This is a genomic window from Jiella flava, from assembly GCF_017349315.1.
In the GTDB taxonomy this organism is placed as follows: Bacteria; Pseudomonadota; Alphaproteobacteria; order Rhizobiales; family Rhizobiaceae; genus Jiella; species Jiella flava.
In genome coordinates, this window is sequence record NZ_JAFMPP010000015.1 from 103,437 (window position 1) to 126,725 (window position 23,289).

Here is a 23,289-nt window from a genome sequence, read left to right on the forward strand (position 1 = left end):
GCGTTGGTGGGGCCGGCGCGTCGCAGGCAATGGGGTTTGCGAGTGCGCATTCTGGCCCCTGCCGTTGCGGTAAAACTTGGCGGCTCGGCCCTTCAAAATCCGCGCCTGCCGTGGCACGTTTTGACTCAGCCGGACCCGCGGCAGCAGAATCGCGGCCGGGCTACGCCGCGACACGGATACGCGGCGAGGGAGGACAGCATGACAAGGATGAAGGGGCCGGGGATCGTCCTCGCCCAGTTCGCCGGCGATGGCGCGCCGTTCAACGATCTGGCGTCGATCGCCCGCTGGGCGGCCTGCCGCGAGCATCCCCGCGGCCAGATCAATGACGATCCGCCGCACTTCGCCCGGCAGATGTTCGATTACCTCGACTTCATCGACATCTATCACGCGCGGATATGCGCCTTTCACGTCAAGGATGCCGAATTCAATGCGACCGGCCGGCAGGGCGTTTATTCCGGCGTCCAGCCCTGGCTGAAGCGGGCCGGGCGGTTCCGTTCCTTCGGAGACCGTCAGGTCGATTTCGCCGCGGTCTTTTCCAAGCTGGCCGAATATGGCTACGATTCCTGGGCCGGGCCCGAATGGGAATGCGCGCTTAAGGATGCCGAACAGGGGGCGTCCGAGGGCGCGCCCTTCATCACCCATCACATCATCGCCGTGACCGATAAGGCCTTCGACGATTGCGCGGCGGGCGTCACCGACGACGCGGCGAAGAGGCGCCTTTGGGGGATCACGTCATGACCGTTCAAGGACGCAGCGACGGACAGGCGGGGCGCATCCGGCTCGGCATGGTCGGCGGCGGCGAGGGCGCCTTTATCGGCGCGGTGCATCGGATCGCCAGCCGCATCGACGACCACTTCACCCTGGTCGCCGGCGCGCTGTCGTCGACGCCGGAAAAGGCCCATGCGTCGGCCCGAGCGCTCGGGCTCGATGATCAGCGCAGCTACGGCTCCTATGAGGACATGGTGAGAGGCGAGGCGGCTCGCCCCGACGGCGTCGAGGCGGTGGCAATCGTCACTCCCAACCACATGCATTTTCCGGTGGCGAAAACCTGTCTCGAGGCCGGCTTTCACGTCATCTGCGACAAGCCGATGACGGTGACGCTTCAAGAGGCGAAGGCGCTGGCTGAGATCGCCGCGGCTTCCGGCCGGGTCTTCGTGCTGACCCACAATTACACCGGCTATCCAATGATCCGCCAGGCGCGGGCGATGGTGGCGCGCGGCGATCTCGGGACGATCCGCGTCGTCATCGCCGAATATGCCCAGGACTGGCTCGCCGCGCGGGCCGAGGACGCCGGCTCGAAACAGGCGAGCTGGCGGGTCGACCCGGCCAAGGCAGGGGCCGGCGGCGCGATCGGCGACATCGGCACCCACGCCCACAATCTCGCCTGTTACGTCACCGGCGCGCGGGTCGCGGCGCTCTCGGCCGATCTGACCAGTTTCGTCAACGGCCGTGTGCTCGACGACAACGCCTCGATGCTGCTGCGTTTCGACAATGGCGCGAAGGGCATGTTGTGGGCGAGCCAGGTGGCCGTCGGCAACGAGAATGGCCTGACCTTGCGGGTCTATGGCGACAAGGGCGGGCTGGAATGGTCGCAGGAGGAGCCGAACCGGCTTTGGTACACGCCGCTCGGCGAGCCGAAGCGGCTCCTCACCCGCAATGGTGCCGGCGCGGATTCGGCGGCGATCGCCGTCGCCCGCGTGCCCGCCGGCCATCCGGAAGGCTATCTGGAGGGGTTCGCGACGATCTATATGGAAGCGGCAGAGTTGATCCGTGCCGCCCGCGACGGCCGGTCGCCGGCAGACGGCATCGCCTTGCCAACGATCGCCGAGGGCCTGGCCGGGCTTGCTTTCATCGAGGCCTGCATCGCCTCGTCGAAGGCGGATGGCGCCTGGGTGCGGCTGGAGGCGTAGGGCGTGCGGGCCCGCTCACGGCATGCTAAGCTCACCGCCGGTCGGGCACTTTTGCGGTCCGTGGTTGATGTGTTGGTGCTCTTGCGCGCGATATGGGTCGAAGGCGCGGGAGAGGATGATCCGCATGGCGGCCACGGGGCTTCGATTCCCACCTCAGCGAACAATTTCTTCATGCGCTCGGGCCGGCTTTGAAGCCTTGTATGCAATCGACTGATGTCATTTGATTTTCTCGATTGTATGTCCAGTAACGTCAACTTGCTCTTGAGCACGGCGTTGCGGGATTTCGCGTTCATTTGGTGGCGATCGTTCGCTTGCCTTATCGCGGTCTCTGCCATACGCAAACGCCGATATTTTGGACCTGCGCCCCGCCCTCGACGGCGTCTGCCAGTCGCAAGGGCTTGAGTCGGATACTCTACCGTCTTGATTTTCAACGCGATGCCGCAGGGAGGCCATTCGATGTCATTGCAAAGCTTTTTTGATCGCAAGACGCCCGTCGCTTATGAAGGGCTCGACAGCCGCGACCCGCTCGCGTTTCGCTTCTATGACAAGGATCGGATGGTGATGGGCAAGCGGATGGAGGACCATCTGCGCTTCTCCATCGCCTATTGGCATTCCTTCACCTGGCCGGGCGGCGACCCGTTCGGCGGGGAGACCTTTAATCGGCCTTGGATGCACGGCGACGACGCGCTGTCGCTGGCGAAAGCCAAGGCCGACGTCGCCTTCGAGATGTTCCGGCTGCTCGATGTGCCGTTCTTCGCCTTTCACGATGTCGACGTGGCGCCGGAGGGCGCGACGCTGTCGGAATCGATCGACAATCTGACGGCGATCACCGACATCTTTGCCGAGAAGATGGAAAGCGCCAAGGTCAGGCTGCTCTGGGGTACGGCGAATCTCTTTTCCAACCGCCGCTATATGGCGGGGGCGGCAACCAATCCCGATCCTGAGGTCTTTGCTTATGCCGTCGGCCAGGTGAAGGCGGCGATCGACGCCACCCATCGCCTCGGCGGCGCCAACTATGTCTGCTGGGGCGGCCGCGAGGGCTACGAGACGCTACTCAACACCGACATGAAGCGCGAGCTAGACCAACTTGGCCGGTTCATGGCGATGCTCGTCGACTACAAGCACAAGATCGGCTTTGCGGGCCCGATCCTGATCGAGCCGAAGCCGAAGGAGCCGACCAAGCATCAATACGACTTCGACGTCGCGACGGTTTACGCCTTTCTGCAGAAATATGATCTCCTCGCCGATGTGAAGGTGAATATCGAGCAGAACCACGCGATCCTTGCCGGCCACTCGCTGGAGCACGAGATCAAGCTTGCTTTTGCCAACGGCATTTTCGGCTCGCTCGACATCAATCGCGGCGATGACCTGCTGGGCTGGGATACCGATCAGTTCGCGATGGATGTGAAGGAGATCGCGCTCGCTTTCCACGAGATGCTGAAGCATGGCGGCTTCACCACCGGCGGACTGAATTTCGACGCCAAGATCCGCCGCCAGTCGATCGATCCCGACGATCTCCTGATCGCCCATGTCGCGTCGATGGATGCCTGCGCCCGCGGGCTTCTGGCCGCCGAGGCGATGCTGTCCGATGAAGCGCTGACCGGGCCGCTCACGGCGCGCTATGCCGGATGGGAAGCAGCCGAGGCCAAGGCGATCCTCGCCGGCAAGCGCAGCTTCGAAGACGTCGCGGAGGCGGCGCTCACGCTGAACCCGCAGCCACGCTCGGGACGGCAGGAATATCTGGAAGGCGTCATCAACCGCTACGTTTAAGTATGACCGTCAGGGCAGCGTCTTGACGCGTCCCTGGGGGCTGAAAGGGACCTCAACGACTATGGCTACCTATCTCGGACTCGACCTTGGAACCTCGTCGCTGAAGGCTTTGCTGATCGGCGAAGACCAGTCGGTGATCGCGTCGGTCTCCGTGCCGCTGACGGTGGAGCGGCCGAATTTCGGTTGGTCGGAGCAAAATCCGCAAAGCTGGATCGTCGCCTGCGAGGTGGCGCTGCACGAATTGCATGCCAAGGAGCCGAAGGCGTTCGCCGATATCGAGGGCATCGGCCTGTCGGGCCAGATGCATGGCGCGACGGTGCTTGGCGAAGACGGCAAGGTGCTGCGACCCTGCATCCTGTGGAACGACACCCGCAGCCATGCCGAGGCCAAGGCGCTCGATGACGCCGAGGCGCGGGCGGTCACCGGCAATATCGTGTTTCCCGGCTTTACCGCGCCGAAGCTCGCCTGGATGCGCGCCAACGAGCCACGGCTGTTCGCCATGACGAGCTGCGTGCTGTTGCCGAAGGATTATCTGCGGCTTTGGCTGACCGGCGAAGCGGTTTCCGAGATGTCGGACGCGGCCGGCACCTCCTGGCTCGATACCGGCAAGCGCGCCTGGTCGCACACCATGCTCGCTCGCACCGGCCTCACCGAAAAGCACATGCCGCGTCTCGTCGAAGGCACCGAGGTTTCCGGTCAACTGCGGCCGCTGCTGGCCGAGACCTTCGGCCTGAAGCCGAACATCGTGGTCGCTGGCGGCGGCGGCGACAATGCCGCCTCGGCCTGCGGCGTGGGCGTCGCCGAGCCCGGCACCGGCTTTCTGTCGCTTGGCACCTCCGGCGTTTTGTTCACCGCGACGGCCGGCTATGACCCGGTGCCCGCGACCGCGCTCCACACCTTCTGCCACGCCATTCCGGGCCTGTGGCATCAGATGGGCGTAACCCTGTCTGCGGCCGGCTGCGTCGATTGGCTGTCGAAGCTCTTGCGCGAGGAGCCGGCAGCGCTGACCGGCGAACTCGACGACGATCTCGCCGATCCCGGCCGGCTGATGTTCCTGCCTTACCTTTCCGGCGAGCGCACGCCGCACAACGACGCCGAGATCCGCGGCGTTCTCGCTGGGCTCGAAGCCGATACCGACCGCGAGGCGATAACCCGCGCGGTGCTCGAGGGCGTCGCCTATTCGATGCGCGACTGTCTCGACGCGGCCGGCGAGGCGCCGAAGCCCGACCGGTTGATCGCCGTTGGGGCGGGATCGCGCTCGGCCTATTGGCTGGAGCTGATGGCGACGGTGCTCGAAACTGAAATCGTGCTGCCGGCGGCTGGGGATTTCGGCGCGGCCTTCGGCGCGGCGCGCCTGGGGCTGGCGGCCAAGACCGGCGCGGATCCGAAGACGATCTTCACCCAGCCGCCGATCGCCGAGAGTTACCAGCCGGTGAGCGCGAAGGTCGCCGCCTATCGTGAGGCGCATCAGCGCTACAAGGCGCTCTATCCGGCGGTGAAGGGCGTGATGGCCGGCTGAAGCAAAGCGGAGCGGGGCGGTCTTGCCGCAGTGCTGTCAGCGAGATGCCGGCGATGCGGCGGCGGCAAGCAGGCCACCGACATAGGTCTTGGCAATGCGACAGGCGTCCTCCAGCGCATCGCCGTCCGCCAGGCGGCAGGCGATGGCGCTGGCGAGTGCGCAGCCGGTGCCGCGGAGCGACGCATTCAGGCGGGGCGCGGGCAGGCTGAAGGGGTTTGGCTCTCCGCTTCGGTACAGCGTGTCGACCGCCTCGGCGCCGCCGGCGTGGCCGCCTTTGACGAGAACCGCCCGAACGCCGGTTGTGAGCAAGGCTGAGACACCGGTCGCATGCTGGGTGTGGTCATCGGCGGTCCCTGCCGCGTCCGGCTGCATGACGCCGAGGCGGGCGGCGAGGATCGCAAGCTCGGGCAGGTTCGGCGTGACGAGGGTAACCCGTGGCACGAGCACCGCGATCAGGGCATCGAGGCCGGCCTCGCTGAGGAGCAGTCCGCCGGAACTTGCCGCGATCACCGGATCGAGGACGATCGGGCCGGTGTAGCCCCGGAGCGCCTCGGCTACCGCCGCAATCACCGCGGCATCGCTGAGCATGCCGATCTTGACGGCGGCCACCTGGCCGTCTTCGAGTGCTAATGCGACCTGCTCGCCGACCAGCGCCGGCGGCATCGTCAAGACCTGCCCGACTGCCCGATCGCTCTGCGCCGTCACCGCCGTCACCGTGAGCCGGGCGGCGATGCCGTGATCTCTGGCGGTGCGGATATCGGCCGCAAGCCCGGCGCCGCCGGAGGAATCGGTGCCGCCGATCGCCAGGATCACCGGTCGGCCGGCGCGTGCGCTCTCGGGGTTTGGATCGGTGTTTGCCATCTGGGCTGTCGCGAAGACCTTCAGCTCCGGTCCGCCGCCGCTTCATCCCCGAGATAGGTGCGCGTTGCGGCGAGCCACTGCCGTGTGCGGGCTTCGGGATCGGCGTTGCGGGTGATGTCGGTGACGACGGCGGCGCTGTCGGCCCCCTTGGCGAAGACCTGCTGCAGACGCTCGACCGTGACGCCGCCGATCGCCACCAGCGGCACGTCGCCGATGGCTTTCCTCCAGGCCGCAAGGCGGGCCGGCGTCTGCGGCGCCCAATTCATCGCCTTGAGGATCGTCGGCCAGATCGGTCCGAGCGCCACATAGTCGGGCTTGGCGGCCAAGGCGGTCGCCAGCTCCGCCTCGTCATGGGTGGACAGGCCCAGCTTCAGCCTTGCTGTCCGGATCGCCGCGACGTCGGCGACGGCGAGATCCTCCTGGCCGAGATGGACGAAGTCGCAGCCCTCGTCGATGGCGAGCTGCCAATAGTCGTTGACGATCAGCTGGCAGGCATGCCGGCGGCAGGTCGCGCGCGCCCGGCGGATTTCGGCCCGCAGTTCGGCGTGCGGGCGGTCTTTGATCCTGAGCTGCACCAGCTTGACGCCGAGCGGCACCAGCCGGTCGATCCAGTCGGCGCTGTCGACGATCAGATAGAAGGGGTCGAGCCGGATCATTGAAGGGCTGCTCCGCCGAGGGTGGCCTGACCGAGAACGGGCGTCGAGGGTTCGGCCATGTCCCGCGGCAGCAGGGGATCGGCCTCGAAGGCGAGGCGACCGGCCGCGACCGCAAGCTTGAACGCCGACGCCATCGCCACGGGATCGCCGGCGAGCGCGACCGCCGAGGACAGCAGCACGCCGTCGTAGCCGAGCTCCAGCGCCTGCGCGGCATGTGAGGGCACGCCGAGCCCGGCATCGACGATCAGCGTCAGATCGGGATAGCGCGCCCGCATCGCCCGCAGGCCGTAGACATTGTTGAGGCCGCGGGCCGAGCCGATCGGTGAGCCCCAGGGCATCAGCACCCGGCAGCCTGCCTCGACCAGCCGGTCGGCGGCGACGAGGTCTTCGGTCGTATAGGCGAGCACCGCGAAGCCGTCGTCAGAAAGGATCCGTGTTGCCTCGACAAGGCCAAAGAGATCGGGCTGCAGCGTGTCGGCATCGCCGATCACCTCCAGCTTGATCCAGTTGGTGCCGAACACTTCGCGGGCCATCTGCGCCGTCGTCACCGCCTCGCGCACCGAATGGCAGCCGGCGGTGTTGGGCAGGACCTTGACGCCGGTCTCGCGCACGATATCCCAGAATTTCCGGCCGGCCCGCTCGCCGGCGGCCTCCCGGCGCAGCGAGACGGTGACGATCTCGGCGCCGGAGGCTTCGATCGCCCGTTTGAGGATGTCCGGCGAGGGATAGCGCGCCGTGCCGAGCATCAGCCGGCTGGCGATGGTCTGTCCGTAGATCTGCATCGCTCAGCCTCCCTGCATCGGGGCGATCACCTCGACCGCGTCGCCGTCCTCAAGCGGCGTCGCGCTACGCTCTCCGGCGGGCACGAATTCGCGGTTGAGGGCGGTGGCAAAGGGGCCGTCGTCGTAGCCGAGCTCGGCCAGCGCGTCGGCGAGGGTTTTTGCGGCAATGTCGGTTGGGGCGCCGTTCAGCATGATCTTCACGCGGCGATCTCCGAGACTTTAGCAGTGCCGAGCGCGAGGTCGGCGGCGCGGGCGGCGCAATCGGGCGCGAGCAGGAAGCCGTGACGATAGAGCCCGTTGACCGAGACGATCCGGCCGTTACGGGCAACGCGGGGCAGATTGTCGGGAAAGGCCGGGCGGCGTCCGGCCCGCATTTCCACCACTTCCGCCTCGGCGAAAGCCGGATGCAGTGCATAGGCGGCGTTCATCAGTTCGACCGCGGCGCGCAAGGTCACCGGGCCGGCGGCGTCGCTTTCGACCATGGTGGCGCCGACCATGACGCGGCCGCCTTCGCGGGGCACGACATAGACCGGGATGCGCGGATGGAGGAGCCGCACCGGCCGATGCAGCCGAACCTCCGGGCAGAGGAGCACCAGCATCTCGCCGCGCACGCTACGTAGCGCCGGCGCGCCAGCGGCGATCCCGCGGCAATCGACGACGACGTCGCCAGCGGCGTTCTCGGGCTCGGTGGCGGCACCGAAGGTTAGCACGCCGCCGTGCGCTGCAAGCCGATCGGCGAGCGCTTGCAGCGCCGCGCGGGGGTCGAGATGCGCCTCGGCGGGATAATAGAGGCCATGGCGAAAGCGGTCGGCCAGATCGGCTTCGAGCGCCCCGATGGCGTCCGCTTCGAGCGCTTCGCCGCCCGTCGTGCGCCGGGCAAAGCGTTTGAGCTCGCCGGCATCGCGGCCGGCGGCGACGACCAGCGTGCCGCCGCGCTGAACGTTCGGCACGCGGGCGTTCCACCAGTCGATCGCGGCAAGGCCGGGGGCGATGATCGCCGGATCGGCGGTTTCGGCCTCGCAGAACGGCGCCAGCATGCCGCCGGCGAGCCACGAGGCCGCGTTGTCGCCAAGACTCGCCGAGCGTTCGAGAAGCGTCACCGCCGCGCCCCGCTCGGCGAGGGTGAGGGCGGTGGTGAGGCCGGCGACGCCGGCTCCGATGACCGTGACCTGCATCGGGCCTACTCCGCCGGCTCGGCGTTTTCCGCCGCCACCTCGGCCGGCAGATAGAGGTCGCCGCCGTCGCGATATTTCGCCGCCATCGCTTCCATGCCCTCCTTCTGGGCTTCGGAGCGGATGTCGTGGGAAATCCGCATCGAGCAGAATTTCGGCCCGCACATCGAACAAAAATGAGCGACCTTGTGGGCTTCTTTCGGCAGCGTCTCGTCGTGATAGAGTCTTGCGGTTTCGGGATCCAGCGAGAGGTTGAACTGATCCTCCCAGCGGAACTCGAAGCGGGCGCGGGACAAAGCATCGTCGCGCAGCTGCGCCGCCGGATGACCCTTGGCGAGATCGGCCGCATGGGCGGCGATCTTGTAGGTGATGACGCCGACCTTGACGTCGTCGCGATCAGGCAGGCCCAGATGCTCCTTCGGCGTGACGTAGCAGAGCATCGCCGTGCCGAACCAGCCGATCATCGCCGCGCCGATGCCCGAGGTGATGTGGTCGTAGCCCGGTGCGATGTCGGTGACGAGCGGTCCGAGCGTGTAGAAGGGCGCGTCGCCGCACAGCTTCTGCTGCTTTTCGACATTCACCTTGATCTTGTGCATCGGCACGTGGCCGGGGCCCTCGATCATCACTTGGCAATCCTTGGCGCGGGCGATCTTGGTCAGTTCGCCAAGGGTCTCCAGCTCGGCGAACTGGGCGCGGTCGTTGCCGTCGGCGATCGAGCCGGGACGCAGGCCGTCGCCGAGCGAGAAGGAGACGTCATAGGCGCGGCAGATGTCGCAGATCTCGTTGAAATGCTCGTAGAGGAACGACTCCTTGTGGTGATGCAGGCACCATTTCGCCATGATCGAGCCGCCGCGCGAGACGATGCCGGTGACCCGCTCGACGGTGAGCGGAATGTAGGAGAGCCGCACGCCGGCATGGATGGTGAAATAGTCGACGCCCTGTTCGGCCTGCTCGATCAGCGTGTCGCGAAACACCTCCCAGGTGAGGTTTTCAGCGATGCCGTCGACCTTTTCCAGCGCCTGATAGATCGGCACGGTGCCGATCGGGACGGGGGCGTTGCGGATGATCCAGTCGCGGATGTTGTGGATGTTGCGGCCGGTCGACAGGTCCATCACCGTATCGGCGCCCCAGCGGATCGCCCAGACCATCTTGTCGACCTCTTCGGCCATCGACGAGGTGACGGCGGAATTGCCGATATTGGCGTTGATTTTCGTCAGGAAATTCCGGCCGATCGCCATCGGCTCGAGTTCAGGATGGTTGATGTTGGCGGGGATGATCGCCCGGCCGGAGGCGATCTCCTCGCGCACCCATTCGGCGGTGATGACATCCGGGATTGCGGCCTCGAAGGGCTCGCCATCGCGCGCGGCGGCCGCTTGCAGCGCCTGCCGGCCGAGGTTCTCGCGGATCGCGACGAACTCCATCTCGGGCGTGACGATGCCGGCTTTCGCATAAGCGAGCTGGGTGACGCCGCGCCCTGGCTTGGCGCGCAGCGGGCGATGGGCGACGGGAAAGGCGGGGGTGAGTTTTGCGGCCGGCAGATTGCCGTTGTCTTCCGGGCGGACGGTGCGCCCGTCATAGGCCTCGACGTCGCCGCGGCTGAGCGCCCAGACCTCACGCGGGCGCGGCAGACCCTTGGCGATGTCGATCGCGACGGCGTCATCGGTGTAGGGGCCGGAGGCGTCGTAGACCACGACCGGCGGCTCGCCGGCGGTCGGATGCACGGCGATCTCGCGCAGCGGCACGCGGATATCGGCATAGGCGGTGCCGGCGAGATAGATCTTGCGCGAGGCGGGCAGCGGGCCGGTGGTCACGGTCGGCGTGACGATCGGGGAGAGGTCATTCATCGTGGAGCTCCTTCGACACAGCGTTGGAGATCCAGTTTCTGTCGATCGGCGATCGAAAAAGCGGCTCGCGTCTTTGCTGCGTGGCCGAAAGCGTGGAGGCGGGCCCCCAGATCGACAAAGCCGAAGCTTTGCGGCTTCCGGTCGCTGACCGCCATGTTCGGGACGAGATCCCGCCGGCGGCCTTGGATGCGGCCTTCTTCCATCCCTACGCCAGTGTGAACTGGATCAGGTTCAACGGGTCGCCGCGCAATCGATAGCGGCCTCTCAGTTCCTTGCCGGAACTCCCCTTGGATGGTGCGGAAGTTAGCAGAGACGGGGGCGGGGTCAAGCGTCTTGTTTTGGCCGTCTCGTATTGGCGTCTTGGCCTCGCAAACTCGTGAATCTAAGAAACGCCAGACGGCATTAAAATACGATCTCTCAAAATATGCAAAAATGAGACTAGTTACATCCCGTGATGAAATATTCTATAATTCTTTTTATGCAATCTTCTCCGGGGGGAGGTTTTATTTCATTTCTAGCAAAATAATCGATTTTTTTAAACAAAGAATCCGATCTAATTTTCCGGATATCATTTTCTGAAAAATGCGGATTGGAATCTCCAATTTTTCTTTCTAGTTCTATTTCTATAGAATTTTTTACAATAAATTTCAATAAATTTTTTTGACAGTCGTCCATCGCGGTCTACCTTTTGGAATAGTTAGAAATTTCATCGCGAATTTGATGGGTATTTTTCTCTTCTTAGATCTTCAATTACAAAATTCGCTACGTCATTGCCAAAAAAATTGGGAAGGTATTTTTCTTCCCAGTCTGCCGCAGCTTCACCAAAAGCTTTTTCGATGGATGGTACCAAATCTTCCGACGTAAAGTTCTGCTTTCTTTCCATTCTGTCTCTAATTAGATTCATAATCCGAACTTGGATTATTAAGTCGCGATGGTGGAGGGCTGTTAAAATTCGCATTGAACCGCTTCTTTTGGTTAAGGTCCATATCTTGCGTAGCCATGCAAAAATCCAGGCTATCGTTCCGATGTTTAGGGCAATCGCGAGGACGCTAGAGCATAAGAATTCTCCTTTTCCAACGTTGTACCTGTTGTCCGGCGACCAGTCGCCCGATAGCGTCTGTATCCAGAATTCGATATGAGTAGATGACCACACTGTATCGCATGCATCTCTCCAAATTAAAATCAGGAGATTTATTACATTGACTCCCGACATTTCAATTAATTCAATCAAGAAAATTGCAAATAATAATATTATAATCGAAAAAATATATTTGATATTTGACATCCTGCAACGTAATGCATGTCGCAACGGCCTTGTCCGCTTTGATTTTCCATATCAATACGGGTAATTAAACTCATGGTTGATATTATATATTTCTAGGCTTGAGTCAAGCTGGAAATCTAGGTTGTTTCGTCGTCAAGCCCTGTCGGCACTTTCTCTAAGGTCATGAATTTCCGTGGCGGTTCTAATCGAATGCAATCATTTACAAACCGATTAGCAATTCGGCGTGGCGTTGTTGCAATTTTGTCGTGTCCACGGCAGAGCCGACGCGCAGGGGCGCACGACTTGACCCCAAAACTCTGAAGCGTCGAGAAGCATTTTTGTTGCGATCTTGTGGAAGTTTTTTGTCGCCTTCCATTTTGACTCTTTAATGGCGGGGTGATTTACCGTCCTTTTATCCCCTCACCCCTCACCCCTCACCCCTCACCCCTCACCCCTCACCCCTCACCCCTCACCCCTCACCCCTCACCCCTCACCCCTCCAGGCCGATCGCCTGGGCTGTCGCGATCGCGGCCATGTTGACGACGCCGCGGGAGGTGACCGAGGGCGTCAAGACGTGGGCCGGGGAGGCCGCGCCGAGGAGGATCGGGCCGACATGCAGGGCGTCGGTCAGAGACTTCACCACATTGAGGGTGATGTTGGCCGCATCGAGGGTCGGGAAGATCAAGAGATTGGCTTCGCCGGCGAGCGTCGAATCCGGCATGGTGCGCTTGCGGATCGCCTCCGACAGGGCGCTGTCGCCATGCATCTCGCCGTCGATCTCGAGATTTGGCATCTCGGCGTGGATCATTTCCAGCGCCTTGCGCAGCTTGATCGTGTCGCTTGTGTCGTCGCTGCCGAAATTCGAATGCGAGACGAGGGCGGCCTTTGGATCGATGCCGAAGCGCCGCAGCTCGGCGGCGGCAAGCCGGGTCATCTCAGCCAGTTCCTCGGCGCTCGGATCGCGCTGAACGTAGGTGTCGACAAAGAACTTCGTCATATCCTGCATGATCAAAAGGCTCATGGCGGCGAGCTTCTTCACTCCCCGGCGCATGCCGATCACCTGCGAGATGTCGCGCACATGGCGGGGGAAACGGCCTTCGAGGCCGCAGATCAGGCTGTCGGCCTCGCCGCGGGCGACGGCCACGGCGCCGATCACCGTGGTGTTGGTGCGCATCACCGTGCGGGCCGTATCGGGGCTGACGCCCTTGCGCCCGACCTTTTGGAAATAGTGGTCGACATAGTCGCGATAGCGCGGGTCGTCTTCCGGGTTGATGACCTCGAAATCCGTGCCGGGGCGGATTTTGAGGCCGTAGCGCTCGAGCCGGCTCGCCAGCACGTTGGGGCGGCCGATCAGGATCGGCACGCAGACCTTCTCCTCCATCAGCACTTGGGCGGCCCGCAGCACCCGCTCGTCCTCGCCATCGGAAAAGATCACCCGCTTGCCGGCGTTGCGGGCAATCTGGAAGATCGGCTTCATGATCATGCCGGAGCGGAAGACGAAGCGGTTCAGCTTCTCGACATAGGCGTCCATGTCGGTGATCGGCCGGTTGGCGACGCCGTCCTTTTCAGCCGCCTTGGCGACCGCCGGGGCGATCTTCAGGATCAGCCGCGGATCGAAGGGCGAGGGGATCAGATAGTCCGGTCCGAACACCGGCGTCTCGCTGCCATAGGCCTTGGCCGCGACTTCAGAGACTTCCTCGCGGGCGAGCTCGGCGATCGCATCGGTCGCCGCCTGCTTCATGCCCTCCGTGATGCCGGTGGCGCCGCAATCGAGCGCGCCGCGAAAGATGTAGGGAAAGCAGAGGACGTTGTTGACCTGGTTCGGAAAGTCCGAGCGGCCGGTGCAGATCATCGCGTCGGGGCGAACCTTGCGGGCGAGATCCGGCATGATCTCCGGCACCGGATTGGCGAGTGCCAGGATCAGCGGCTTGTCGGCCATCTTTTCCAGGTATTCCGGCTTCAGGACGCCGCCGGCGGACAGGCCGAGGAAGATATCGGCGCCTTCGCAGGCCTCTTCCAGGGTGCGCAGCTCCGTGTCGCGCGCATAAACGTCCTTCCACCGGTCCATGGCGACCGTGCGGCCCTTATAGACGAGGCCGTCCTTATCGGTGACGAGAATGTTTTCGAGCTTGGCGCCGAGCGAGACGAGGAGATTGAGGCAGGCAAGCGCCGCCGCGCCCGCGCCGGACGCGATGATCTTCGCCTCCTCCAACGATTTGCCGGCGAGCCGCAGCCCGTTGCGCACCGCCGCTGCGGCGATGATCGCGGTGCCGTGCTGGTCGTCGTGGAAGACCGGGATCGCCATGTCCCGGCGCAGCCGCGCCTCAATCTCGAAACATTCCGGCGACTTGACGTCTTCGAGATTGATGCCGCCGAAGGTCGGCTCCAGCGCCGCGACGACTTGGCAGAAATGGTCGATCTCATAGGCGTCGACCTCGATGTCGAAGACGTCGATATCGGCGAATTTCTTGAACAGGACGGCCTTGCCCTCCATCACCGGCTTGGAGGCCAGCGGTCCGATATTGCCGAGGCCGAGGACGGCGGTGCCGTTGGAAATCACCGCGACGAGATTGGCGCGGCTGGTGTAGTCGGCGGCCAGCCCCGGCTCGCGGGCGATTTCGAGGCACGGCGCGGCGACGCCGGGCGAATAGGCGAGGGCGAGATCGCGCTGGTTGCCAAGCGGCTTGGTGGCGTGAATGGCGAGCTTGCCGGGTTTTGGATAGCGGTGGAAGAACAGCGCCTGCTCGTCGAGATCACTGGTCTTCGATTCGCCGTCCAGGTATGGATGGGGGGCCATCAGTTATCCTTACGTGATCGCATCTGCGCCCGGCGGGCTCGTTCACGCTCGTCTTAACCGGTCGTTAAAGGAGGGAAAACTCTCTTCACCGCGAAAATCCCCTGCCGGTTTTGGGGCGCGTCACATGAATGCAATGCGCATGGGGCATTGGCAACGTAGCATCAGATAGGCGGACAATTGTAGCGCGAGGCTGCAGACCATGACTGACGAGGCGGCGACACGTCATTTCCGGACGCTGTTCATTTCCGATACCCATCTCGGCGCCAAGGCGTCGCAGGCCGAAATGCTGATCGACTTCTTGCGGTACCACGACGCGGAAAAGGTCTATCTGGTCGGCGATATCGTTGACGGTTGGCGGCTGAAGCGCTCGTGGAACTGGCCCCAGAGCCACAATGACGTCGTCCAGAAACTCCTGCGCAAGGCCCGCAAGGGGTCGACGATCATCTATATTCCAGGCAATCACGACGAATTCCTGCGCGATTTTACCGGCCGCCATTTTGGCGGCGTCGAGGTGAAGCTCAACGATGTGCATGAGACCGCCGACGGCCGGCGCTTCCTTGTCATGCATGGCGATGAATTCGATGTCGTGGTGCGCAATGCTCGGATTATCGCCTATCTCGGCGACTGGGCCTATGACGCGGCGATCGCCATCAATCTGGTGTTCAACACCATCCGTCGCCGGCTTGGCTTTCCCTATTGGTCATTCTCTTCCTGGGCGAAGCTGAAGGTCAAGAATGCGGTAAACTTCATCGGGGCGTTCGAAAAAGCCCTGGCCGAAGAGGCCCACCGCATGGGCTGCGATGGCGTCATCTGCGGACATATCCATCACGCGCAGCTGGCGGAGTTCGGCGATGTCAGCTATGTCAACACGGGTGATTGGGTCGAGAGCTGCACGGCGATCGCCGAGCGCTATGACGGCTCCTTCGAGCTCATTCGCTGGAGCGAGGTTGTCCGGACCCATGATCACAAGAAAGCGGCCGCTCCCCGCATCGTGCCTGAGCAAGCGCAGATCGTGCGCCCGACCGAGGCAGCCTGAATGCAGAAAATTCTGATTGTGACCGATGCCTGGCATCCGCAGATCAATGGTGTGGTGCGGACCCTGGCAAGTCTGGTCCGCGAACTCAGGGATCGGGGTTTTGAGGTCAAAGTCGTCGGACCGCAGGATTTTCGGACCGTTCCCTGCCCGACGTATCCGGAAATTCGCCTGGCTTTGACCGGCAACCGGGGCATGGCGCGGTTGATGGATGCCTTCAATCCCGATGCAATCCATATTGCAACGGAAGGGCCGCTCGGCCTTGCCGCGCGCCGGGCCTGTGTGCGGCGCGGCATCGGCTTTACCACCAGTCTGCACACTCGCTTTCCGGAATATCTGCGCAAGCGCGCACCGATTCCAGAGCGGCTGACCTACAAAGTGCTTCGGTGGTTCCACGGCGCCGCAACGGCATGTCTGGTGCCGACCGAATCGATGCGCCGGCAATTGGAGCCGATGGGGTTCCGCAATCTCGTCACCTGGACCCGGGGCATCGATCGCGACATCTTCCGGCCGAGCGAGCCGATCGCGCTGAATCTGCCGCGGCCGATCTTCCTGACCGTCTCACGGCTGGCCCCGGAAAAGAACGTCGAGGGCTTTCTCGATCTCGATCTGCCCGGTTCCAAGCTGGTGGTCGGCGACGGGCCGTCGATGGCCAGCCTCGTCGCGCGCTATCCCGACGCGCATTTCGCCGGCCTGCAGACGGGCGACGCGCTCGCCCGCTATTATTCCTCCGCCGACGTCTTCGTCTTTCCCTCAAAGACCGACACATTCGGCAATGTGTTGATCGAAGCGCTGGCCTGCGGCGTGCCGCTTGCGGCCTTTCCGGAGCCTGGTCCGAACGACGTGATCGCCGATTCCGGCGCGGGGGTGATTTCCGAAGATCTGCGCGAGGCTTGCCTGCGGGCGCTTTTGCTCGACCGCGAGGCCGCGATCTGTCGCTCCCACGCCTATAACTGGGAAGCCTGCGCCGATATCTTCCTCGGCCATGCGTTTGGGACGATCAGCCGGGGTGAGCCGACCATCACCCACGCATCGCTGGCGGCCTGATCGTCGGCGCATCCGGCGCCGACGGATTGTTCCCCGCCGATCTTAACCCGCCGGATTGAGCAGATGGCGCTCCAGGAGGGTGTGATCGGCGATGACCCGGGCCGCATAGGCCCGCGCCGTTTCGATCAGCGCCTCGCCGGAATCGATGATGCGCGAGGCGATCGCCGTTTCGAAGGCGGTGGATCGGTGGTCGCTTCGGGCATGAGCGAGCGCCAGCGTTTCGCCGCAGACCTCGACATATTGTTTCAGCCGTTTGCCCGGCTTGTCGCCGAGGCAGATCTCCTCTGGGTCGAGACTGTAGCGGGCATGATGGCGTGAGCGCACCAGCCACTGCGCGCCATTCCAGGACACGGCGTCGAGCAAGAGATCCGGCTCGCGCTGCATCAGCCGCTGCAGATCGACGGTCAGATGCGCCGGCGACAGCCGATTGCGCGGATCAATTTCGGCGAAGTGGGTCAGCGGCGCGGCGGCTCGCTGTTGCTTGACTTCGACGACGTGGCACAGGGAAAGCTCCGCTTCGGTCGAGGCACCCCGCGGCCCGACAAGCAGATAATAGCGCTCGACATTGACGGAGCCGGTGCCGGCGCCGAGACGCTCGACAATGTCGAGGATTTCGTCGTCGACATAGGGACGGAACTCCGACTGGATCGTCGCGTGGCGGGCCGCATCGAGCCGCTTGTAGCGGCCGGGCCGATCGCGAAAGCAGAGCCCTGCGGGCGCGACGTGAACCGCCTTGCCGAGCGTGCTCTTGGTATAGAATTTCTTGCCGCCGATCGAGCGTTTGCGCGCCTTCTTCAGCCCCTTGGCGAGGACATGGTGTTTGGCAAATCCGGAGCGGACGGAGCGGCGCAGACGGGGGTTTTCCGCAATCGCCTCGACCGTCTCGCGATAGGCTTCCAGAAACCCTCGCGCGGCCCTGGTCTCATGCTTGTCCGACGGCGCTTGAAGGCCGGAAAGATCGTCGAATTCGTCGGTCTCGTAGCGGCCGTCGAGAATTCCGTGCGCATAATGGCAGGCGAGGAAAATACTCGTCACGAACCGCGCCAGATCCCAGGCCGCATGGCCGATGCAGGCATCGTCGAAATCATTCGGCACAAACACCACCAGCCCGCCATGGGAGCCTTTTTCGGTGACGAAGCCGAAATTTGCCATATGGCAATCGCCGATGATCGCGGTTGGTTTGACCCAGCGGGTGAATCCGTGCGGCAAGGACAGCACGCCCTGCTTCAGATCGGTGTAGAAGATCTGGGCCGAGCCGCGAAAGAAATGAAATGGATTGGAGGCCATCTTGCGATGCTTGCGCCCCAACGCGTCGCGTCCGGGGCGGGCGCCGTCGATCCGTTCGAGTTCGTCGGCAATGAGCGCGAGGCGGTGATCGTCGGTCTGGTCCATGCGCCACACCTAAATCCCGGCGGGGGCGTGGCAAGATCCGTGTGACGATGTCGCAGGCTGGCGGCATGGAGGCGAGGCGGCCTGGCGGGCGGCAACGCGCGCCGGTCTCAAGGCACGGTCGCCCGGCTGCCGACGCGCTGGAAATGGGGGCGTGGCGCCGTGGTCAGCCCGTCTCCAGCCAGATCTGAAAAATTGCCGGGTGATGGCCGCCGCCGACCGTCTGTTCGCGGCATTAAGGCAGCGCGAGGCGGGATCGCGGCCCATGGCGCAAAGGGGTGAGAGCCGATGATCGCACTGTGTCGGACTTTATGGTTCGTGCTGGTGGCTGCGGGGGTGGCTGCGCTGCTGTTCGTCCCGGCAAGCTTTGCCGCCGAGGCGAGCCTTGACGATTGGCGGGCGGGGCCGGCGAGCGACGCGGTGATGGAGATCGGCCAGCGCTTCGATTGCATCGGTGCGGAATGCCCGGCGGACCTGTCCTGTCTCTACGCTCTGGCGCCGCCGCGGCCGCCGGGCTCCTGGCCGATCGACACCGCCTTCATGCTTGATCCCAAACGCATGCCGTGGTCGGATCTTGAGGTTTGGCTGGTGCAAAAGGCCAAGGCCCTGCGCGCCGATCTTGCCGACGATCCGCTGGTGCGGCGCGAGCATTTCGTCAAACGCACCGAGCCTGCGGCCGTCACGTGGCCAAGCGGGCAATTCGTCACCCGCACCTACGGCCTTGCCACCAAGATGCGCCGCTATGACCTTCCCCTGTTCTTGTGGAGCGTGAAGGGACGGCTGCGCGTGATGTTCTGTATTCAACCGCCGGCAAGCGAGGCGACGCGGGGCGCTCGGCCGGTGACCGACCGGCTGCTCGCCTATTTGCGTCGTAACGACGGCAAGGAGGACAACAGCCCGGAGTGACGGCTCGGCGCTCGCCCGGGCGCGCTGCCCCAGCTACGGGCATGACCGGTTTGGGCCTCCTCAGTCGCGCTCCAGGGCCGATGACGATCGCCGGGCGGCTGGCTGTGTGTCTAATCGGTCGGACTGGGCCGGTGGAGCCGATCCGGCTGCCTTTTGGCAAAGCCGCTTGGATCGCGCGCTCTGGGGCAAGGCAAGGGTCGTGCTGTCGCCGCGCCCTCGCCGCTGCGGCTTGGCGGCAGCGGCGGGCTCTGCCTTTGACGCCCCATGATCTCGCAGCGGAAGCTGCGGGCGAAGCGTCTGTGTGTCCTGGATACCAAAATTTCGGCGCCGTGCCTGTGCGTGTTCCCCACGGTTGCTTTGAGGGCGGACGGGACGGACGGGCCGGCACCCGCCCCGCTGCAACATGACGGGAGCGTGAGTTTTTCTGGCGCAACCCTTACCGGCACGGGCGCGTTGGTGTGCAAAACACCACCACCGAGGCTTCGATGCGCCGAATAGGTCCGCTTCTCATTCTCGCCGTTCTTCTCCTCAGCGCCTGCGTTGCCGGCGGCGGGGTGCCGGACAGGGGCGCGGCGCAGCCGCCCTCCGACTTTGAGCGCGCAACCCCATCCGGCGGTCTTGTGCCCGGTCAAATCCCAAAATGAGCGCGTTCTGCCGTGATCAGGTGATCTTGGAGCCGACCGATGCTGGATCGCTCCGTTCGAAAGGCCCGAGCCAATGATCTCTCCTCCTCTGACCGCTCTGAGCGCCGCGACCGTTCTGGCCGCTTTCGCCGTGGCTTTTGCCCCGGCACATGTTGCGCATGCGCAGGATGACGGCGCGCGCGACCGGGGCGCCGGGGTCATCCTCTCCGAGCGCGAACGCGAGGCGGCCTATCCCGTCCAGCTCCCCAATGGCCGCATCGTCTATCGCACTGGCTCGAACGGCATCCCATGGCTGTTCGGGATCGGCGGGGTCTATGGCAAGGCCTCGGCGATTCCGCTGATCAATGGTCGCACGCCGTCGATCCTTGCCTCGACGCCGTCCGCCGGCATCGTGCCGGGGCAGGAGCCGCGTTGAGGCAGGGCGTGCCCCGGAAGGCGCAGTGTGCCCCTCGGTTCCGCGCTGCCCGAGGCCGCCTCCGGGGAAAGTAGAAGCCTTCGCCGGACATTAAAGGTCTTTTATCAACACAGTCCGACGTCGACATCCGGGCGGGCGACGGATCGGGGCAATTGTTTGTCGACGCTGCACTCGTTGACTGGATTGCCGGCGACCCGATCATGCGGCTTGCCGCCACAGGCGGGGAACCGTGGAGTCTGCGGCGGAGCGGCGTGTCCGGCAGCGTTTGAGGTTTGGCGGGCAATTCGATCGGCACCAATCGGATTGCGCAGGGAGCCGTGTTGCGAGGCGCAAGCGCGCCATGCGTCCGACAGAGCGCACAAAGAATACGCGATCTGACCGGGTCTAAGCATCGTGTTTGCCGAAAATCGACACCGATTTTCCGGCCGATGCTGCAAAAACCAACAAACGGATGAACATTCTCCTTTCGGTCAGCCTTTTCGTTGCGAGCCGCGCGCTCGCCGGCTGCGCTCCCAGTGCCGACACAGCTGTCCGAATGGCCTCGTCGGGCAGCCTGGCCCAGAGTCAGGCCGGATCTTGACGCCCCTCCGTCTCTCATCAGCCCCGCAGGATTGGTCGGACTCCTGAACAAGTTTGGCGATGGTCTTGGTTCTGCCTTGCTCAAATGGTGAGAGACCGGACCCGTGTTCAACGCTTACTCCAGCCGTTCGAAGGGAATCGTTCTTGCCCCGTCTTCTTTGCCTCGCCGGTCTGCTTGTGTCGTTGGTCGCTTTGCCGGCTTGCGCGACCAAGCCGGTCAACGATCCTGGCGGCAAATGGGCGAAACAGGCCGAAAGTCTCGACAACTCCCTGTTCCAATAGGTTTTGACGCGGCGCTTTGGGCGCTCGACAGTTTGAACTGCGATCAAGCCGTCGCCATTGGAGCGGCTCTCCATTCACCGCTGCTGCTTTCGACGATGGGGCCTTCGTCTCACGCCGCCGCTGCAAGGCGATCGCCCGCGATCCGATAGGAGATCGCTTCGGCGAGATGGATGCGCTGTACGGCTTTGCTTTCGTCGAGATCGGCAAGGGTGCGCGCCACCTTGAGAATCCTGTGATAGGCCCTGGCTGAAAACTTCATCTTCTCGGCAGCGTCGCGCAGCAATTGAACGCTTGGGCCGCCAAGGTCGACGACGTCCTCGATGAGATTGGCTCCGCAATGGGCGTTGAGCGTTTCGGCGGGCAGGCCGAGTGCGAGATAGCGCTCCGCCTGACGCTGCCGTGCCGCCACGACGCGGGCGAGAACGCTCTGCGATGGTTCGGCGGGGACCGAATGAATCAGATCGGTGGCGGCGACCGCTGGCACTTCGACCCGCAGGTCGATCCGATCGAGAAGCGGCCCGGAAATCCGCGATTGATAGTCGCTGGCACAACGCTGACCGCGGGGGCAGGAATAGCCGAGTTCCCCTGCCATTCCGCAGCGGCAAGGATTCATCGCCGCAACCAGCTGGAACTTTGCCGGATAGGACACGCGATGATTGGCGCGCGCGATGACGCTTTCGCCGCCCTCCAAAGGCTGACGCAGCGAGTCGAGGACGACGGGCGAAAATTCCGGCAATTCGTCCAGGAAAAGCACGCCGCGATGGGCCATCGAAACCTCGCCAGGCCGAGCTCGCAAGCCGCCGCCGACCATCGCCGCCATCGAGGCCGAATGGTGGGGGCTGCGGAAGGGTCGGCGATCAGACAGTTTGCCGCCGGTCAATTCGCCGGCAATCGAGGCGATCATCGAAACGTCGAGCAATTCGCGCGGCGCGAGCGGTGGCAGGATCGACGGTAAGCGTTGGGCGAGCATCGACTTGCCGGAGCCTGGGGGCCCGACCATCAAAAGATTGTGTCCGCCCGCCGCGGCGACTTCCAGGGCTCGCTTGGCGACGATTTGGCCTTTGATGTCGGCAAGATCGGGGAGATTGGCCGGCGCGCTGCGGATCGCGGGCTCGGGCCGCGCAATCACTTGCGTGCCGCGAAAGTGGTTGGCGATCTGAATCAGACTTCGAGCGGCGATGATGGGCATGTCGCCACTGGCCCAAGCAGCCTCCGGGCCGCATTCGGCAGGGCAGATCAATCCCATGTCCAGAGCGTTGGCGCGCATGGCGGCCGGCAAGACGCCGGCGACCGGGGTGATCATTCCGTCAAGGGACAGCTCTCCGAGGACACAGTAGCCGGCCAGCGTGTCCGACGGAACGGCGCCGAGGGCGACCATCAGGCCGAGGGCGATCGGCAGATCGTAGTGGCTTCCCTCCTTCGGCAGATCCGCCGGCGCGAGATTGACCGTCACCCGCTTCGGCGGCATCGAGAGCCCGCAGGCGTGGAGGGCGGCTTGAACCCGCTCCCGGCTTTCCGCGACAGCCTTGTCTGGCAGGCCAACGATCTGGATCCCGACCTTACCGGGGGCAACCATGACCTGCACGTCGACAGGGACGGCGTCGATGCCCTCGAACGCAACGGTTTTGACACGCGAAACCATATGGCCAATCCCCTTCGAATTCGATCGTCGACGCCTATGGGTTGTTTATGGCTGACATTCATCCCAGCATATTATTTGGAATGAAACAAGAACTTTTATCGAACAAAAAAGGCTTGAATTTGCCGCGCCACCCTGTCACAGTGTGCCATCAATGGCGGCACTGGTGTAAGGTGGCGGCACCCAATGGTCGTTGCGGAGGACGAGAATTGGTCGAACCGCGCTGCCGTTTTGCGGGCCTGTGTGAACGGGTTGGGCGCGCGATCTGTGGTTGGCGCGATTCAGGGATGTCCGCCTGGCCGGTTGTCTGGCGCGAGAGGGGCAGAGCGGCGGCGAGATTGCTTTGCTGGTGACGGCTGAATTGCTGGAGATGCACCGTTTCATGGTCAACGAATGATGAATCCGAACCTCAGATTTCATAAGCTTAAGTCGAATGGTAAACGCCTATCATTAATATAGAAAAATTTTACGATTAATTTTTTTGTTCCATTAGGTGTGAATCTGTTTGGTTCGGCGGGAGATTGTTTCATTAAGAAATTGGAGTGATTCCGAGAGCGATGTTGGCCCCATGACGAAGTGATCAAAACGCAGCGATCACAGGCATGATGCCGTTTCGTTATTCCGGACGATCCGGACTGTTCCCAAGATGTACATGCGTATGGGACGCAGATTATGACCAGCATCAACACCAATACTTCCGCGATGACGGCGCTGCAGAGCCTGCAGATGATCAACTCCTCGTTGGAAGACACCCAGGCCCGCATCTCGACCGGCTACCGC

At 63.6% G+C, this 23,289-nt stretch carries 18 protein-coding genes, 2 pseudogenes and 1 riboswitch; of the genes and pseudogenes, 10 read left to right on the top strand and 10 right to left on the bottom strand.

Annotation, left to right across the window (positions count from 1 at the left end; genetic code table 11):
- Positions 1 to 246: 246 nt before the first annotated feature.
- The 4 genes and pseudogenes from J1C48_RS15920 to xylB all read left to right on the top strand — a co-directional run.
- Positions 247 to 738, top strand: a pseudogene (locus J1C48_RS15920) (sugar phosphate isomerase/epimerase family protein); the annotation flags it as partial.
- Positions 735 to 1,910, top strand: coding sequence for a Gfo/Idh/MocA family protein (locus tag J1C48_RS15925; RefSeq protein ID WP_207258982.1), 1,176 nt, complete (start codon positions 735 to 737; stop codon positions 1,908 to 1,910). The pseudogene J1C48_RS15920 and the gene J1C48_RS15925, both read left to right, overlap by 4 nt.
- A gap of 456 nt (positions 1,911 to 2,366) precedes the next feature.
- A complete protein-coding gene (xylA, locus tag J1C48_RS15930) occupies positions 2,367 to 3,680 on the top strand; it encodes a xylose isomerase (RefSeq protein ID WP_207258983.1) in 1,314 nt (437 codons plus the stop codon).
- 61 nt (positions 3,681 to 3,741) lie between these two features.
- On the top strand, positions 3,742 to 5,199 hold the full coding sequence (xylB, locus tag J1C48_RS15935) for a xylulokinase (RefSeq protein WP_207258984.1): 1,458 nt from the start codon (positions 3,742 to 3,744) through the stop codon (positions 5,197 to 5,199).
- Between the two features lie 36 nt (positions 5,200 to 5,235).
- On the opposite strand, the gene J1C48_RS15940 is transcribed toward xylB, so the two are convergent.
- From J1C48_RS15940 to J1C48_RS15975, 8 genes are all read right to left on the bottom strand, one after another.
- Positions 5,236 to 6,060 carry a hydroxymethylpyrimidine/phosphomethylpyrimidine kinase gene (locus J1C48_RS15940; RefSeq protein ID WP_207258985.1) on the bottom strand — a complete coding sequence of 275 codons (825 nt, stop codon included), beginning with the start codon at positions 6,058 to 6,060 and terminating at the stop codon, positions 5,236 to 5,238.
- 20 nt (positions 6,061 to 6,080) lie between these two features.
- Complete coding sequence (locus J1C48_RS15945) at positions 6,081 to 6,713, bottom strand: thiamine phosphate synthase (RefSeq protein WP_207259010.1); 633 nt, start codon at positions 6,711 to 6,713, stop codon at positions 6,081 to 6,083.
- The gene (locus J1C48_RS15950; RefSeq protein WP_207258986.1) at positions 6,713 to 7,498 is read right to left on the bottom strand and encodes a thiazole synthase; all 786 of its coding nucleotides are present in this window, start codon (positions 7,496 to 7,498) and stop codon (positions 6,713 to 6,715) included. The genes J1C48_RS15945 and J1C48_RS15950 overlap by 1 nt, the downstream gene beginning before the upstream one ends.
- 3 nt (positions 7,499 to 7,501) lie before the next feature.
- Complete coding sequence (gene thiS, locus J1C48_RS15955; protein WP_210345430.1) at positions 7,502 to 7,690, bottom strand: sulfur carrier protein ThiS; 189 nt, start codon at positions 7,688 to 7,690, stop codon at positions 7,502 to 7,504.
- A 5-nt stretch (positions 7,691 to 7,695) separates the two neighbouring features.
- A complete protein-coding gene (locus J1C48_RS15960; RefSeq protein WP_207258988.1) occupies positions 7,696 to 8,673 on the bottom strand; it encodes an FAD-dependent oxidoreductase in 978 nt (325 codons plus the stop codon).
- A gap of 5 nt (positions 8,674 to 8,678) precedes the next feature.
- The gene (gene thiC / locus J1C48_RS15965) at positions 8,679 to 10,514 is read right to left on the bottom strand and encodes a phosphomethylpyrimidine synthase ThiC (RefSeq protein ID WP_207258989.1); all 1,836 of its coding nucleotides are present in this window, start codon (positions 10,512 to 10,514) and stop codon (positions 8,679 to 8,681) included.
- Positions 10,515 to 10,699: 185 nt separating this feature from the next.
- Positions 10,700 to 10,812: riboswitch (TPP riboswitch) on the bottom strand.
- 408 nt (positions 10,813 to 11,220) lie between these two features.
- Complete coding sequence (locus tag J1C48_RS15970; protein WP_207258990.1) at positions 11,221 to 11,799, bottom strand: hypothetical protein; 579 nt, start codon at positions 11,797 to 11,799, stop codon at positions 11,221 to 11,223.
- A gap of 469 nt (positions 11,800 to 12,268) precedes the next feature.
- Positions 12,269 to 14,575, bottom strand: coding sequence for an NADP-dependent malic enzyme (locus J1C48_RS15975; protein ID WP_207258991.1), 2,307 nt, complete (start codon positions 14,573 to 14,575; stop codon positions 12,269 to 12,271).
- A 199-nt stretch (positions 14,576 to 14,774) separates the two neighbouring features.
- On the opposite strand from J1C48_RS15975, the gene J1C48_RS15980 reads away from it, so the two are divergent.
- Positions 14,775 to 15,611, top strand: a complete 837-nt coding sequence (locus tag J1C48_RS15980) for a UDP-2,3-diacylglucosamine diphosphatase (RefSeq protein WP_207258992.1) — start codon at positions 14,775 to 14,777, stop codon at positions 15,609 to 15,611.
- Complete coding sequence (locus J1C48_RS15985) at positions 15,612 to 16,655, top strand: glycosyltransferase family 4 protein (protein WP_207258993.1); 1,044 nt, start codon at positions 15,612 to 15,614, stop codon at positions 16,653 to 16,655.
- Positions 16,656 to 16,697: 42 nt separating this feature from the next.
- Here J1C48_RS15985 and J1C48_RS15990 read toward each other — a convergent pair whose 3' ends face one another.
- Positions 16,698 to 18,047 carry a DUF2252 family protein gene (locus J1C48_RS15990; protein WP_207258994.1) on the bottom strand — a complete coding sequence of 450 codons (1,350 nt, stop codon included), beginning with the start codon at positions 18,045 to 18,047 and terminating at the stop codon, positions 16,698 to 16,700.
- A 285-nt stretch (positions 18,048 to 18,332) separates the two neighbouring features.
- Between J1C48_RS15990 and J1C48_RS15995 the strand changes: the two genes are divergently transcribed.
- From J1C48_RS15995 to J1C48_RS16005, 3 genes are all read left to right on the top strand, one after another.
- The gene (locus J1C48_RS15995) at positions 18,333 to 18,950 is read left to right on the top strand and encodes a hypothetical protein (RefSeq protein WP_207258995.1); all 618 of its coding nucleotides are present in this window, start codon (positions 18,333 to 18,335) and stop codon (positions 18,948 to 18,950) included.
- A gap of 717 nt (positions 18,951 to 19,667) precedes the next feature.
- A complete protein-coding gene (locus tag J1C48_RS16000) occupies positions 19,668 to 20,009 on the top strand; it encodes a hypothetical protein (protein WP_207258996.1) in 342 nt (113 codons plus the stop codon).
- Positions 20,010 to 20,732: 723 nt separating this feature from the next.
- Positions 20,733 to 20,870, top strand: coding sequence for a hypothetical protein (locus J1C48_RS16005; protein ID WP_207258997.1), 138 nt, complete (start codon positions 20,733 to 20,735; stop codon positions 20,868 to 20,870).
- A 109-nt stretch (positions 20,871 to 20,979) separates the two neighbouring features.
- Here the strand turns inward: J1C48_RS16005 and J1C48_RS16010 are convergent, their stop codons facing one another.
- Complete coding sequence (locus J1C48_RS16010; protein ID WP_207258998.1) at positions 20,980 to 22,512, bottom strand: YifB family Mg chelatase-like AAA ATPase; 1,533 nt, start codon at positions 22,510 to 22,512, stop codon at positions 20,980 to 20,982.
- Between the two features lie 669 nt (positions 22,513 to 23,181).
- Here J1C48_RS16010 and J1C48_RS19020 point away from each other — a divergent pair.
- Positions 23,182 to 23,289 (top strand): annotated as a pseudogene (locus tag J1C48_RS19020) (flagellin); the annotation flags it as partial.